Here is a 14,268-nt window from a genome sequence, read left to right on the forward strand (position 1 = left end):
AGACTATTCGGAGCGTCGATGAAAGCCAAATTTTTCTATGTGAGGCCCATCACATAAACTCCTCGATCGCGGCTTATAGCTAATGCAGTCAGCCCTCGCCCCGCAGGCGCGGACCTACGCCTGCACCACCTCGTGGCGCATCACGAAGGGTGCGAGCAGTGCGTGCACCTCCCCCTCCACCGCTTCGCGCTGCCCAGCCGGCAGGCCCGTCAGCGTCACGGTCGCGATCGAGCCGTGGCTGCCGTGCGGACCGACCTTCACCTTGCAATCGATGCCGCGCTCGACCAGCGGCGCCAGCACCTTGGTGAACACGCGCGCGGCCGCGTCCCAGCGCAGCTGCGGCTTGAACACCTTGCCGACGCCCGTCACCGGCATCGGATCGATCGGGATGACCTGCACAGGAACGGCGGCGCGCTCCGGCGTGCGCTCGCGCACCCAGGCTTCCAGCTCGCCCGGCTCAACCTTTGCGCCGGGCTTCAACTGCACGTAGCCTACCGGCAATTCGCCGGCGTAAGCGTCGGGCTGGCCAACCACCGCGGCGAAGCCGACGGCGGGATGGCGGAACATGATCTCCTCGATCGGCGCCGGATCGATGTTGTGGCCGCCGCGGATCACGAGATCCTTGGCGCGGCCGGTGATCCACAGATAGCCGTCGGCATCGAGCCGGCCGAGATCGCCGGAATTGACCCAGACCCCGTCGATGAAGGCACCCTTGTTGTGCTCGTCGTTGAGATAGCCGCCGAACACGCCGGGCCCGGCCATGATGACGACACCAATCTCGTCCGGCTTGCAGTCGCGGATCAGGCGGCCGTCGGCGTCGAGCTGCACGATGCGCACGCGCGCATAGGGCATGGGAAGGCCAACCGAGCCGAGCCGGATCGGCCGGCTCGGATAAGCGAGCGTGTGCACGCTCGAGGTCTCGGTCATGCCGTAGACCTCGACCACCGGCAGCTTCAGCGTCTCCTGAATCGCCGAGCCGACCGCGACCGGAATCGCCGAGCCGCCGCCGGCCGCATATTTCAGGCTCGAGATATCCGCATTCCCAGGCGGCACCGCGAGCGTCGCTGCGAGCACGGTCGGCACGCTCGACAGAGCTTCAGGCTTGAAGCGCGCGACGAGCTGCCAGATGTTCTTCACCGCATTCGGGTTGCGCCAGCCGCTCGGCGACAGCACGACCAGCGAACCCCCGCCCGACAAAGTCGTCAGCACCTGCGTCAGAGATCCGCCGACGTGAAACAGCGGCATGCCGAACAGCAGATTGGCGCCGGGTTTCCCCTTGAGCAGCAGATTGAGAGCCCAGGCCTGATAGACCTGGTTGGCATGGGTATGCCGCACCAGCTTGGGCGTACCCGTGGTGCCGCCGGTGTGGAAATAGGCTGCGATGTCGCTGCCGCGAATCTTGCGCCCGCTGACCAGCCGATCCGACGGCTGCTGCTTGATCAGGTCGCTGAAGGCGAAGATGCCATTGGCCGGATCGCCGCCGCCGAACACCTGCACGATGGCTTTCAGACGCTTCAGATGCGGGCGGATCTGCTCGACCTTCTGCCAGATGTCGGTGCCCGGCATCGGCCCGAGCGCCACCAGGATCTTGGTGTTCGCAGCTTCCAGGATTTCGGCGAGCTGGTGCGGCTCGAGCAGCGGATTGACGGGATTGGCGATGCCGGCGGCCTCGGCGCCGAACAGAGTGACGAACGCATCCGGCACCAAGGGCAGCATGAAGCTGATGACGTCGCCCTTCTCGGCGCCGAGCGCGTGAAACATGTTGGCGGCCTGGGTGACGCGCGCGATGAAATCGCGGTGCGTGACGACCAGCGGCGTGTCGGCGGGATCGGCATTTTGCAGGAACTGGATCGCCGCCCCGTCGGGATTGCGCTCGGCACCAAGCCTGATGGCGTCATAGGTGCTCTCGGCCGCGACGCGGTCGGCGTAGGGGACCTGCTCGAACGCCCGGACCTCCTCGTCCGTCAACAGTTCCGGATAGTCGTTGCCGATCAACCGATCGAGCGCGTGGATGCCCGCCATGAATTCCGTCCTCCCTCAGATGCATGTCCCCGCCGCCGAATCTTTTGACAGTTTGGTTCGGCGAGGTCTCGGCCGTGTTCGGCCGAGCCGGACCAGAATGATGGATGATTTGCCGTTCGTCCATTGCCTACCCGCTGCGCCAATTGAACCTCTGCGCCTGATCGAGGGACCAAGAACTGCCGCTGACTTCACTCGCCAGCGCCCTGCCGCAAGACAAGAGGTCATCATGACGACGCCCCTGCGGAACCGGATCGCACGGCTGGTCGCTGCGTTCACAATGGTATCCGCGATCGCCCTGCCAGGTATCGCGCTTGCCGATAGCCAACTCGACAAGGTGCGAGTCAAGGTCGCCGCCTTCATCGCCGACAGGATGGAGAAGCTGGGCGGATCGTGGATCGTCTACAGGGTCGACACCGATGCCTTGCGGGAGGCGGTCGTCACGGATTTGCGCGACGACGTCTACAAGATCCTGCGCGAGGGCCGCATCGCGTTCTCCGGACTTGCGATCCGCGACGGCGGCGTCGACGTGAAGATCGCTGACGCCAAAGGCCGCGAACAGCTCACGCGCAAGCTCGTCGCGGCGGCGGAGGGGTTGCCGACACACGCGCTCAACGTCACCGACGCCGGCGATGGGCTGCTCAGGCTCGCGCCGACCGATGCCGCATCCGCCGCGCGGCTGCGCGACCTCGTCGAAGATTCCATCGCCATGATCGAGCAGCGCCTCAAGGACGCCGGCGTCAAGCTCGCCAGCGTCCAGCCCGAGGGAATGGACCGTATCCGCATTTTCCTGCCCGGATTGATGGAGCCCGAGCAAGTCACCGCGATCTTCGCCAGGAAGGTCAAGGTCGGCTTCCGCTTGATCGACCTCTCGATGTCCGCAGAGCAGGCGCAATCGGGCACGCCGCCGGCGGGCACGGAAGTCCTGCTCGGCTTCAAGGACAAGCTTCCTTATCTCGTCGCCAAGGACAGCGCCCTCGAGGGCGGCGAGATCAGCTATGCCGGCCCGGGATTGACCGGCGACAGCAAGGAGCCGATCGCATCGTTCCGCTTCAACGGCCGCGGCACGCGGCGCTTTGCCCATATCACGGCAGAGAATGTCGGAAAGCCCTTTGCCATCGTGCTCGACGACAAGGTGATCTCCGCGCCCGTGATCCGCGAGCCCATCACCGGCGGCTCCGGCCGGATTTCCGGCAATTTCACCCTGGAAGAGGCCAACAGCGTCGCCATGCTGCTGCGCGCCGGCTCGCTGCCGGGGCGGCTCGGCCTCGTCGAGCAGCGGGTCGTGCAACCCGCCGCCAAGCCGTAAACGAAGGTCGCTTCGGGCCCGTCAGCGACGCTCAAGCCCGCAGGGATGGCCCGAATCACGGCTGCCCGCGGCCGGACGCGCAACCAACGGGCAATTGCCGAAACGCCCGATCAGGCTAAAATTTGCCCCTTGCGGCACGATGGCCGGAAGCGTCATTCAAGCGGTCGTCATTCGAATTCGGCTATACGGGTGCCGACCAGGCCTGAATGCCTTACGTGGGGTTAGTACCATGCCGTCCGGCAGCGCAGACGTTTCGTCGATCCTCGACCGCATCCTCGAAGCGGCCACGGACAACCTCAGGATCGCGAAAATCCTGGTCCAGATGGGCCTCGATCCCGACAGCGTCACCTACGAGGCGATCTTCAACCGGCTCCTGGAGATCTTCGTCCACAACATCACGCTCGCCAATCTGTTCGCCGTGGTCGGGGCGGTCTTCTTCGTCGCCACCCTCTTGATGCGGACAATGGTGCCGCTGCGCGTCGCCAACATGATCGGCTGCGCGTTCTTCGCTCTTTTCGGCGCGCTCTCCGCCAACGTCGCGACGTTCCTGCTCTATCTCCTGATGCTTCCGATCAATGCGCTGCGCCTGCGGCAGATGCTGAAGCTGGTCAAGAAGGCGCGCCATGCGGCCGAAGGGGACATGTCGATCGAATGGCTCAAGCCATTCATGACCGAGCGCAGATACCGGCGCGGCGACATCCTCTTCAAGATGCGTGACCCAGCCAACGAAATGTTCCTCACCGTCACCGGCAAGTTCCTGGTCAAGGAGATCAACGTCGAGATCGGGCCCGGGGCGCTGATGGGCGAGCTCGGCTTCCTCACGCCGGACAACCGGCGCACGGGGACGGTCGAATGCATCGAGGACGGCCAGGTGCTGACCATCACCTATGACCGGCTGCTCGAGATCTACTTCCAGGATCCGCAATTCGGCTATTACTTCCTGGTGCTGACCAGCCAGCGCCTGTTGCAGAACATCGATCGCCTGCAGAAGCAGCTGGCAACCGAGCGCGGGACCACCACCAACAGGATCGCGTGAGCGCCGCGCGGCCGATGTGACGCCGGGGATGACGACGCAGCGCGTCCGTGACACGAGACGCCCCCCGGGTCTTTGCGGGATCGCCGCAAAATCGCCCTAAAAACCGAATGGTAACCATGCCGGGCTAGGGTGGCGACGTGACCAATTCTCCGACGATCCTGGTGTTCGATTCCGGCCTTGGCGGGCTCACGGTGCTCCGCGAGGTCGTGGCGGCGCGGCCCGACGCGCATTACGTCTACGTCGCCGACGACGCCTTCTTCCCCTATGGCCACCACAGCGAGGACGAGATCATCGCCCGCGTCGTGCCGCTGATGGGGGAGCTGATCGGCCGGCATAGTCCAGACCTCGTCGTCATCGCCTGCAACACGGCGTCCACCCTGGTCCTGTCTCACTTGCGCGCCGCCTATTCCGTAGCCTTCGTCGGCACGGTGCCGGCGATCAAGCCGGCCTGTGCGCAGTCCAGGACCCGCCGCGTTTCGGTGCTCGGCACCAAGGGCACGGTGAAGCGCGAGTACACCAAGGCGCTGATCCGCGATTTCGCACAAGGATGCGAGGTGACGCTGGTCGGCTCGCCCGAGCTCGCTTCGCTGGCCGAAGCCGCGCTCGGCGGTAGCCCGATCAGCGACGAAGCCATCCTCGCCGAGCTCGCTCCCTGCTTCGTCGGCGACGCCTCGGATGCGAGCGCGCGCACCGACACCGTGGTGCTCGCCTGCACGCACTACCCGCTTCTGCTCGACCGGATGAAGAAGCTCGCGCCCTGGCCGGTCGACTGGATCGATCCGGCGCCCGCGATCGCCCGCCGCGTCTCCGACCTGCTCGGCCCGACGACCGGCGGCATCGCGCAGTCCGGCGCCGAGATGATTCTTACATCGAACCGCGTGCATGGTCTCAGCGCCACACTGACGCCGTTCTTCGGCGGACGCGCGGTGGCCTGAGCTTGCGCCTCGGCGGCGCGCTGCTAGGCTTTGCCGTCGCCATCGTCCCGCAGGTTTTCCATGTCGGTCCCGACTCCGCCGCTCAACCGTCTCCGTCAGCTCTGGCGCGAGGGTCGCCCCGCCTTCGGTGCGATCGCGACCATCCCGAGCGTGCAGATGGTGCAGATCATGGCGCGCTCGCTCGATTGGATCATCGTGGATCTCGAGCACGGCCCGATCGGATTGACCGAAGCCCACGCGATGATCGCCGCGACCACGGGCACGCCGTGCACGCCTCTGGTGCGGATCGCCGCCAACGAGCCGTGGCTGGCGAAAGCGCCGATGGACATCGGTGCCTTCGGCATCAACTTCCCGATGATCACGAGCCGCGCGGATGCCGAGAAAGCGGTGCGCAGCGTGCGCTACCCGCCGCGCGGCGATCGGCTCTGGGGTCCCTTCCACGCGCCGTTCCGCTGGGGCCAGTCGATGCCTGATTACATGGCCTCTGCCGACGACGAGATGATCTGCATGATCACGATCGAGCACGTCGATGCGGTCGATCGCATCGACGAGATCATGGCAACGCCCGGTATCGACGTCGCGGTCATCGGTCCCGGTGATCTCGCCACCTCCATCAACAAGCGCGGCCAGATGGACGATCCGCAATTGCTGGACCTGATCGCGCGCGCCGAGGCCGGCATCCTCAAGAGCGGCGTGCCGATCGGCGGCGTGGCGCGCACCGCCGACCAGGCCAACGCGTTGATCGACCGCGGCTACCGCGCGATCGCCCTGGGCTTCGACTGGTCGCTGTTCCAGCGCGGCATCATGGCGGCCTCCGAGGGGGTCAGGCGCTGATCCAGCCGATGATGGCCGGCCGGCGCCGCCACGACCCGCCCGATCGTGATATAACTAATTGAAAATAGATGGTTTTTGTCAAACCCGAGGCTTGTCTCTGGCATTCCTGGTGCGGCGAACCGACCGGCCCCAAGCGGGTTGGTTCGTGCTAGAGCGAGCAGGCGGGCCTCGCTCGCTGCACATTTTTTGATCTTTTGATTTGGAACCGGAGGCCTATGCGCGGGACGCCCAAGCCCATTTCGCTGCATCGTCGTGTGATCTGCGACCTCATGCACGCCTCGAAGGGCGTACCTTTCGTTTCATTGGCCCGTTCGCTCAATATCCGCCCCCTGCTGGAGGCCCGCGCGGACGCAGCCGCGCCCGCCGGTTGGGCCGCGATGTTCGTCAAGGCTTTCGCCCTGGTTGCAAAGGACGAGCCAATCCTGCGCACCCTTTACGTCAAATGGCCCTGGCCGGCTCTGTATGAGCTGCCAAAGAGCGTGGCGACGGTCGCGATCGCCCGGATCGAGGATGGCGAGGAATGCGTGCTGCTGCAGCGAATCGCGGGTCCCGAGGCTCTTTCGCTGGCGGACGTCGATACGGAAATCCGACGCGGCAAGACGGCCCCGATCGAGGACATCCCGATGTTCCGCAAGATCATGCGGGCGACCCGCCTGCCGTTGCCCTTGCGGCGCCTGTCCTTGGCCATCGGTCTGAATTTCGGCCGTCAGCGCGGTAACTGGTTCGGCAGCTTCGCGGTAAGCTCGGTAGCTGCCTACGGGGGCGGCGAGCTCCACCCGATCACGCCGGGCCCCTTTGTCATGAGCTATGGGCTGGTCGAGCCGGACCAGACTATCCATGTCGTGATCCGCTGGGACCACCGCGTCACCGACGCCGCCCCGATCGCGAGAGTCCTGACCCGGCTGGAACAGGTCCTGAACACTGAAATTGCTGCCGAATTGCGGGCGGCGGGGTCAAAGCCGGTCCGGGCGGTCAGGACGTGAGAATACCGTCGTCGCACGCCCCGGACTGACAAGCTAAAGAATTGACAGCCAACCCCAAACTCCCCTAAAAGCCGCCTGCTCGCGGGCCGATTTCGGCCCGCGAAGCGTTTCGCGACCCGTGGTCCTCTCCCTTAAGCTTTGGGGATCGGACCTGTCGGTGCCGGGATCATCCCGTCACACAGGAGGGCGCGTTTCCTCAAACCATGACCTGAAGAGGACGCGATGACTAAGCGCAGTGAGGCGAAGTACAAGATCGATCGCCGTATGGGCCAGAACATCTGGGGCCGCCCGAAGAGCCCCGTCAACCGCCGCGAATACGGCCCCGGCCAGCATGGCCAGCGCCGCAAGGGCAAGCTCTCCGACTTCGGCGTGCAGCTGCGCGCCAAGCAGAAGCTGAAGGGCTATTACGCCAACATCAGCGAGCGCCAGTTCCACGGCATCTATGTCGAGGCCAGCCGCCTCAAGGGTGACACCGGCGAGAACCTGATCGGCCTGCTGGAGCGTCGTCTCGACGCGGTCGTGTACCGCGCCAAGTTCGTCTCCACGATCTTCGCCGCACGCCAGTTCATCAACCACGGCCACATCAAGGTGAACGGCCGCAAGGTCAACATTTCGAGCTATCAGCTCAAGGTCGGCGACGTGGTCGAGGTCAAGGAAGCCTCCAAGCAGCTCGCCCACGTGCTCGAAGCCAGCCAGCTTCCCGAGCGCGAGGTCCCCGACTATCTCGAAGTCGACCACGGCAAGATGACCGCGAAGTACGCCCGCATCCCCGGCCTCTCCGACGTGCCGTTCCCGGTGCAGATGGAGCCGCATCTGGTCGTCGAATTCTATTCGCGCTAAGATCTGAATATCGAAAGGCCCCGGTTCGCCGGGGCCTTTTTGCTTAAGAGCCACACTTCAGTGGCCGCACTGCTAAGGAGCCGTCGCATGCTCTACACCCCTCCCCCCGTCGATCCCAAGGCGCCGCCGGTGCGCATCAATCTGCTCTCGGACACGCAGACCAAGCCGACGGCAGGGATGCGGGAGGCGATGGCGCGGGCGGAAGTCGGCGACGAACAGGTCGGCGACGATCCGACCGTGAACGCGCTGTGCGAGCGCGTGGCCGATCTGCTCGGCAAGGAAGCTGCGGTCTACATGCCCTCGGGCACGATGTGCAACGTCACCGCGACGCTGGTGCATTGCCGCCCCGGCGACGAGATCCTCGCCCATGAGACCGCGCATATCATCGCGCGCGAAGGCGGCGCGCATGCCGCGATCGGCGGTTTCCAGGTCACCCAGCTCAAGGGTCCCGATGGCCAGTTCACGCCGGAGACTCTTCGCAAGGCGCTGCATCCGCGCTCGCGCTACCAGCCGCCGCAGACCGTCGTCAGCGTCGAGCAGACCGCCAATATCGGCGGCGGCACGATCTGGAAGAAGGCGGTGCTCGACGAGATCGTCGCAATCGCCAGGCAGCACGGCCTCATCACCCATATGGACGGTGCGCGCCTGCTCAACGCCACCGTTGCGAGCGGCATCTCGCCGCGCGACATGACCGCAGGCTGGGACTCGGCCTGGATCGACTTCTCCAAGGGCCTGGGCGCGCCGATCGGCGGCGTGCTTGCGGGCTCGCGCGCCTTCATCGACGCAGTGTGGCAGTGGAAGCAGCGCCTCGGCGGCTCGATGCGACAGGCCGGCATCTGCGCGGCAGCCTGCATCTACGCGCTCGACCACCACGTCGAGCGCCTGGCCGACGACCACGCCAATGCGCGCGCGCTCGCGCGCGGCCTGTCGCAGATCTCGGGCATCGAGGTGCAGGAGCCCGAAACCAATCTCGTATTCTTCAAGCCCGACGGCGCCGGCATTCCCGGCGACAAGATGGTCTCGGCCCTCCGTCAGCGCGGCGTGACGCTCGCGATGATGGACGGCCGCATCCGCGCCTGCACCCATCTGGACGTCAATGCGAGCCAGATCGAGGAGACGATCGGGTACGTGCGCGAGATCGTGCGCGGGGCGTAAGGCTCGGCCACGCAGCCCGGATGGAGCACAGCGAAATCCGGGATCTATCCACGCGGTGAGGACGTCCCGGATTGCGCTTCGCTCCATCCGGCTACGCAAAGGGGGAGAGGTCTCACCGCCCCATCGCCTGATAGATCAGCGTCTTCAGCTCGACCTGGATCCGGCCGCGCTGCGAGGGGGTCTGCACCATGAAGATTCCGAACAGGTCGTCTTCGGGATCGATGAAGAAGAAGGTGCCGCCAACGCCGTCCCAGCGATATTCGCCAAGCGGCCAGTTCGTGCCCGGCGGCACCGCGATACGCACGGCGAAGCCGAGGCCGTAGCCGCTGGTCTCACCCGGATAGTAGTGCTTGTCGCGCTCGACGCGGGTTTCGGGACCGATATGATCCCTCGCCATCAAGGCGATGGTTTCCCGCTTCAGATAACGTCGACCTTCAAGCGTGCCGCCGTTGAGCAGCATTTGCGAGAAGCGGGCATAATCGCCGACCGTGCCGACGAGGCCGCCGCCGCCCGACTCCCATCGCAGCGGTTTCCTGATATCGCGAACCTGCGTGATCGGGCTGATCGCCCGATCCTGCGGCATCGGCTCGGCGATACGCGGCCATTGGGCGGGATCGGCGACGTAGAACGCCGTGTCCTTCATCCCGAGTGGATCGAGCAGCCGCGTCTTCGCGAACTCGAGCAGCGATGTCCCCGAGATCAGCTCGATGATGCGTCCGAGCACGTCCGTGGAGTGACCGTAGTCCCAGATCGCTCCGGGCTGTTCGGCGAGCGGCAGCGCGGTGATCTTCGCGACCAGTTCGGCGTTGGTCGAATTCCTGTCGAACAGTCCGGCGTCGGCATAGAGCTTATTCACCAGGTCCCCGCCATAATAGCCGTAAGGGATCCCGGCGGTATGCCGCATCAAATCCTCGATCGTCACCGGACGTTTGAGCGGCTCCAGCTCCAGCGAGACCTTGTTGTCTTCGGCCTTCTTCTCGACGCCGACCTTCATGCCGGCAAAGGCCGGAATGTATTTCGAGACGGGATCGCTGAGCGCAAGCCTACCCTCCTCGACCAGCATCATCGCCAGGACCGAGGTGATCGGCTTGGACATCGAATAGAGGCGGAAGATCGTGTCCGCGCTCATCGAAAGTTGGGTCGCGACGTCGCGGACGCCGAAATTCTCGCAGTAGACCGGCTTGCCGTGTTGCTGGAGCAGCAGAATCGCCCCCGGAAATTTGCCGGTCGCGATCTCGTTCCTGATGTAGTCGGAGACTTTTGCCAGGCCTTCGGGCGTGAATCTGTGCGCGCGGCCCTCCGAGCCCGCCCGCGCACTTACGGCGCCGAACAAAAGAACGAGCGCCGCGAACAGCGCGCGGCGCCCGTTCATGTCACTTCTCCATGGCTTCATAAACCAGCTGCTTCAATGTCCGCTGCACGCGCTGGCGCTCGCTCGGGGTCTGCTGCAGCACCAGGAAGAACATGTCCTGCTTGCGATCAACCACCAAATAGCAACCGCTGGCGCCGTCCCATTTCAATTCCCCGAGATCGCCGGGCGGCGGAGGTTTGGCATTACCGGGATCGGTGCGCACGGCAAACCCAAGTCCCATGCCAAAACCGTCACCGGGAAAATAGAAGTAGTCCCGCTCAACGCCGGAGTCCTTGCCTGCATGGTCCGATGCCATTAGCTCAAACGTCTGCGGGCTGAGATAGGTCTTGCCCTCGAACGTTCCTCCATTGACCAGCATCTGCGCAAAGCGGGAAAAGTCCGCCATAGTCGAAACCATGCCGCCGCTGGCGGATTCCCACTTCTGGCGAACCTCAGTCCTGTACTCGCGGCCGACCCGGAAATTGCTGTCGTTCGGCAGCGGCTGGGCGAGCCGTTTCAGTCTCTCCGGTTCGGTGACGAAGAAGCCTGTATCGGTCATACCGAGCGGATCGAGCAGCTTTTCCTTCTCGAGTTCGAACAATGTCTTACCGGACACGATTTCCATGATCCGCGCCAGAATGTCAGTGGAATGGCCGTACTGCCAGAGTGCGCCGGGTTGATTGTGCAGCGGCAGCTTGGCGATCCGCTCGGCGAACTCGGCGAGATCGAATTCGCCCGCGTAGATGCTAGCGTCGCGATAGGCCTTGCGAACCAGACTATCGCCGTAGAAACCGTAGGTTATCCCGGAGGTATGGCGCATCAGATCGAGAATGGTAATGGGCCGGGCCAGTGGTACCAGCTCGAGCGTCTTGGTGCCGTCCTCGGCCTTCTTCTCCTCACCGACCTTCACATTTGCAAAGGAGGGAATGTATTTCGAAACGGGATCGTCGAGCTTGATCTTTCCGTCTTGGATCAGTTGCATCGCCACAACGGAGGTGATCACCTTGGTTAGCGACGACAGGCGGAAGATGGTCTTGTCCGTGATCGGGGCCTTGCTGACCACGTCCTGAACGCCGAAGACTTCGTGATAGACCGGCTTGCCATGCTGCTGGATCAGCACGTTTGCACCGGCGATCTTGCCGGTCGCGACCTCGTTCTTGAAGAAGTCGGTGATCCTGCCGAGCTTCTCCTGATTGAAATGCGCGCCGGCCGGAATTTCGTAAGTGCCCTCCGCGTGCGCCGGCGACATCGCGGCAAGCGACACCAACGCGCCGCAGGCGAGCGCACGCAGTCCAAATTGTGAAATCATATCCCCTCCCCGGAACATGGCGCCTCGGAGTGTACCGACCGCGTCATCAGGCACAAGGGCTGCCGTACCGCGCCAAGACATCCGAATGGAGGGCGGCGCTTGCCTCCGAGAAACAACAAAATATGACGTGCGCAACCAGCGGCGCAGCAGGCAGGGCTTCGATGGCGGCATGGACCGCGATCTTTGCCGCCTGGTCGGCAGGAAAACGATATACGCCGGTCGAGATCGCGGAGAACGCCAGCGAAGTCAGCCCATTGGCCTGGGAGAGCTCCAGCGCACGGCGGTAACAGGAACGAAGCGCCGCCGCCTCGCCGCGAGTGCCGCCGTGCCAGACCGGACCGACGGCATGGATCACGTATCGGGCGGGCAGACGATAGCCCTTCGTGATCTTGCCATCGCCGGTCGGGCATCCCCCGAGCGTCTGACATTCGGCGAGAAGCTCGGGACCAGCGGCGTCATGGATCGCGCCATCCACGCTGCCCCCGCCAAGGAGCGACGTGTTCGCGGCGTTGACGATGGCGTCAACGCCGAGTGTGGTGATATCGGCGACGATGACCTCGAGCTCCGCGCCGCCAATCCGGCGCGTCAGCACGGTCACGTGTCAGGCCGCGACGACGACGCCCTTCTCGGAGAAGAGCTGCTGCAATTCGCCGGCCTGGAACATCTCGCGGACGATGTCGCAGCCGCCGATGAACTCGCCCTTCACATAGAGCTGCGGAATGGTCGGCCAGTTCGAATATTCCTTGATGCCGTTGCGCAGCTCGGCGGATTCGAGAACGTTGAGGCCCTTATAGCCGACACCGATATGGTCGAGGATCTGGACCACCTGGCCGGAGAAACCGCACTGCGGAAATTGCGGCGTCCCCTTCATGAACAGAACCACGTCGTTCGACTTCACTTCATTGTCGATGAATTCCGCGATGCTCATATCCGTGTCCTTCTGGGGCAGAGCCCTCACCAATTGCTTCGGGCCGGCTCAGCCGATTTAACCCGATACCTGCCCATATATGTAGCCCAAACCGTTGTGCATCCAAAGTAAAATGGCGGCGACGGGTCCCCGGCGGCCGGATTGACCCCAGCCGGGTCCATAGGCTGATGACATCAATATCATCGCCGCAGAGGACTTTCATACCGTAACGGAGCCCCTATCTAGGACGAACCCTGTTCATGGAACCGGGTCGTGCGAACAACGTTCTCTTGTCCTGTCTGGAGAAAAACGTGACGAAACAAGCCTCAGCCACGGCCTCCCTGCGTTCGTCACGGTCCTCCCGCGAGGACGACCTCGCCCAGCGGCTGGAAGCGGCGTTCTCGACTGTCCGCAATGAGACCGAACGCCGGGCCGCACCGCTGTCGCCCGAGGACCAGCAGATCCAGTCCATGCCGGATGCCAGCCCGACCAAATGGCACCGGGCCCATACGACCTGGTTCTGGGAGCAATTCCTGCTCGGCGAGCATGCTGCGGGCTACCGGCCCTTCCACCCCGATTTCGCGTTCCTGTTCAATTCCTACTACGTCAGCGCCGGCCCGCGACATGCTCGCAATCATCGCGGCGACATCACCCGCCCCAGCGCCGACGAGGTCGGCGCCTATCGCAAATACGTCGATACGGCCGTCGGCAAATTCTTCCGCGAGGCGGGCGCGGACAAGCTCCGCGCAATCGCGCCGCTGGTCGAGGTCGGGCTCAATCACGAGCAGCAGCATCAGGAGCTGATGTTCACCGACATCCTGCATGCCTTTGCGCAGAACCCGATCTATCCGGCGTATGACCCGGCCTGGCGCTTCCCGGCCGCAACACGCGGCGGCGATGACTGGCTCGCACTGAACGAAGGCATCCACACCGTCGGCCATGTCGACGACGGCTTTCATTTCGACAACGAGAAGCCGGCGCACCGCGCCCTGGTCGGTCCGGTCAGGATCGCCCGCAATCTGGTCACCAATGCCGAATGGCTCGCCTTCATGCAGGACGGCGGCTACCGGACCGCAACCCTGTGGCTGATGGACGGCTTTGCCGCGGCCAGCAAGGAAGATTGGCAAGCCCCCGGCTATTGGCGCGAGGTCGACGGCGCATGGCAGGTCATGACGCTCGCCGGCCTCAAGCCGGTCGATCCGGACGCGCCGGTCTGCCACATCAGCTATTACGAAGCGGACGCCTTCGCGCGCTGGTCCGGAAAACACCTGCCGACCGAGATGGAATGGGAGGTCGCGGCCCGCGCTGGCCAGCTCAACGACGCCTTCGGCCTCGTCTGGCAATGGACCCGCAGCTCCTACGCGCCCTACCCCGGCTATCGCGCCGTCGAAGGCGCGCTCGGCGAGTACAACGGCAAGTTCATGGTCAACCAGCTGGTGCTGCGCGGCTCCTCGCTTGCAACTCCGCAGGGCCACAGTCGTACCACCTATCGCAACTTCTTCTATCCGCACCACCGCTGGCAGTTCACCGGGCTGCGGCTTGCCGATTACGACTAAGTATTCCGACGACAGATGCGCGCCGGACAGCGCG

General features: G+C 64.4%; 13 protein-coding genes. 8 read left to right on the forward strand and 5 right to left on the reverse strand.

Translation table 11 applies throughout. The features are described 5' to 3' along the window. Positions 1-114: 114 nt before the first annotated feature. Positions 115-2,022 (reverse strand): acyl-CoA synthetase, encoded by a 1,908-nt coding sequence (locus tag I6F17_RS12385; protein WP_225131931.1) that lies wholly within the window; start codon positions 2,020-2,022, stop codon positions 115-117. Positions 2,023-2,248: 226 nt separating this feature from the next. Between I6F17_RS12385 and I6F17_RS12390 the strand changes: the two genes are divergently transcribed. The 7 genes from I6F17_RS12390 to I6F17_RS12420 all read left to right on the forward strand — a co-directional run bounded on the left by I6F17_RS12390 (position 2,249) and on the right by I6F17_RS12420 (position 9,111). Then, complete coding sequence (locus I6F17_RS12390; RefSeq protein WP_225131930.1) at positions 2,249-3,328, forward strand: preprotein translocase subunit SecD; 1,080 nt, start codon at positions 2,249-2,251, stop codon at positions 3,326-3,328. A 229-nt stretch (positions 3,329-3,557) separates the two neighbouring features. After that, complete coding sequence (locus tag I6F17_RS12395) at positions 3,558-4,364, forward strand: cyclic nucleotide-binding domain-containing protein (protein WP_036012905.1); 807 nt, start codon at positions 3,558-3,560, stop codon at positions 4,362-4,364. A gap of 137 nt (positions 4,365-4,501) precedes the next feature. Next, positions 4,502-5,299 carry a glutamate racemase gene (gene murI, locus I6F17_RS12400; protein WP_036043538.1) on the forward strand — a complete coding sequence of 266 codons (798 nt, stop codon included), beginning with the start codon at positions 4,502-4,504 and terminating at the stop codon, positions 5,297-5,299. 60 nt (positions 5,300-5,359) lie between these two features. Then, on the forward strand, positions 5,360-6,133 hold the full coding sequence (locus tag I6F17_RS12405; protein WP_225131929.1) for an aldolase/citrate lyase family protein: 774 nt from the start codon (positions 5,360-5,362) through the stop codon (positions 6,131-6,133). Positions 6,134-6,348: 215 nt separating this feature from the next. Next, positions 6,349-7,116 carry a hypothetical protein gene (locus I6F17_RS12410; RefSeq protein ID WP_036043534.1) on the forward strand — a complete coding sequence of 256 codons (768 nt, stop codon included), beginning with the start codon at positions 6,349-6,351 and terminating at the stop codon, positions 7,114-7,116. A gap of 222 nt (positions 7,117-7,338) precedes the next feature. Continuing rightward, a complete protein-coding gene (gene rpsD, locus I6F17_RS12415) occupies positions 7,339-7,956 on the forward strand; it encodes a 30S ribosomal protein S4 (protein ID WP_036012915.1) in 618 nt (205 codons plus the stop codon). Between the two features lie 87 nt (positions 7,957-8,043). Further along, positions 8,044-9,111, forward strand: a complete 1,068-nt coding sequence (locus tag I6F17_RS12420; protein ID WP_225131928.1) for a threonine aldolase family protein — start codon at positions 8,044-8,046, stop codon at positions 9,109-9,111. Positions 9,112-9,223: 112 nt separating this feature from the next. Here the strand turns inward: I6F17_RS12420 and I6F17_RS12425 are convergent, their stop codons facing one another. From I6F17_RS12425 to grxD, 4 genes are read right to left on the reverse strand one after another with little or no spacing between them, the layout of a single operon-like run. Next, positions 9,224-10,483, reverse strand: coding sequence for a serine hydrolase domain-containing protein (locus tag I6F17_RS12425; RefSeq protein ID WP_225131927.1), 1,260 nt, complete (start codon positions 10,481-10,483; stop codon positions 9,224-9,226). A gap of 1 nt (position 10,484) precedes the next feature. Next, complete coding sequence (locus I6F17_RS12430; protein WP_225131935.1) at positions 10,485-11,771, reverse strand: serine hydrolase domain-containing protein; 1,287 nt, start codon at positions 11,769-11,771, stop codon at positions 10,485-10,487. Positions 11,772-11,817: 46 nt separating this feature from the next. Continuing rightward, the gene (locus I6F17_RS12435) at positions 11,818-12,369 is read right to left on the reverse strand and encodes an O-acetyl-ADP-ribose deacetylase (protein ID WP_225131926.1); all 552 of its coding nucleotides are present in this window, start codon (positions 12,367-12,369) and stop codon (positions 11,818-11,820) included. A 3-nt stretch (positions 12,370-12,372) separates the two neighbouring features. Further along, entirely contained in the window at positions 12,373-12,699 is a 327-nt protein-coding gene (gene grxD / locus I6F17_RS12440; protein WP_018647423.1) for a Grx4 family monothiol glutaredoxin, read from the reverse strand. A 239-nt stretch (positions 12,700-12,938) separates the two neighbouring features. Between grxD and egtB the strand changes: the two genes are divergently transcribed. Continuing rightward, positions 12,939-14,234: an ergothioneine biosynthesis protein EgtB gene (gene egtB / locus I6F17_RS12445; RefSeq protein ID WP_225131925.1), complete on the forward strand. Its 1,296-nt coding sequence runs from the start codon at positions 12,939-12,941 to the stop codon at positions 14,232-14,234. Positions 14,235-14,268 lie beyond the last annotated feature (34 nt).

Origin of the sequence: Bradyrhizobium sp. NBAIM18, from assembly GCF_020193825.1 — a bacterium.
Lineage (GTDB): Bacteria > Pseudomonadota > Alphaproteobacteria > Rhizobiales > Xanthobacteraceae > Bradyrhizobium > Bradyrhizobium yuanmingense.

Bases quoted from the DNA above. Each gene is read 5' to 3' on its own strand.
- I6F17_RS12410 (WP_036043534.1), top strand. From the start codon at position 6,349: ATGCGCGGGACGCCCAAGCCCATTTCGCTGCATCGTCGTGTGATCTGC.
- rpsD (WP_036012915.1), top strand. From the start codon at position 7,339: ATGACTAAGCGCAGTGAGGCGAAGTACAAGATCGATCGCCGTATGGGC.
- I6F17_RS12390 (WP_225131930.1), top strand. From the start codon at position 2,249: ATGACGACGCCCCTGCGGAACCGGATCGCACGGCTGGTCGCTGCGTTC.
- I6F17_RS12405 (WP_225131929.1), top strand. From the start codon at position 5,360: ATGTCGGTCCCGACTCCGCCGCTCAACCGTCTCCGTCAGCTCTGGCGC.
- egtB (WP_225131925.1), top strand. From the start codon at position 12,939: ATGGAACCGGGTCGTGCGAACAACGTTCTCTTGTCCTGTCTGGAGAAA.
- I6F17_RS12430 (WP_225131935.1), bottom strand. From the start codon at position 11,771: ATGATTTCACAATTTGGACTGCGTGCGCTCGCCTGCGGCGCGTTGGTG.
- I6F17_RS12425 (WP_225131927.1), bottom strand. From the start codon at position 10,483: ATGAACGGGCGCCGCGCGCTGTTCGCGGCGCTCGTTCTTTTGTTCGGC.
- I6F17_RS12385 (WP_225131931.1), bottom strand. From the start codon at position 2,022: ATGGCGGGCATCCACGCGCTCGATCGGTTGATCGGCAACGACTATCCG.
- grxD (WP_018647423.1), bottom strand. From the start codon at position 12,699: ATGAGCATCGCGGAATTCATCGACAATGAAGTGAAGTCGAACGACGTG.
- I6F17_RS12395 (WP_036012905.1), top strand. From the start codon at position 3,558: ATGCCGTCCGGCAGCGCAGACGTTTCGTCGATCCTCGACCGCATCCTC.
- I6F17_RS12420 (WP_225131928.1), top strand. From the start codon at position 8,044: ATGCTCTACACCCCTCCCCCCGTCGATCCCAAGGCGCCGCCGGTGCGC.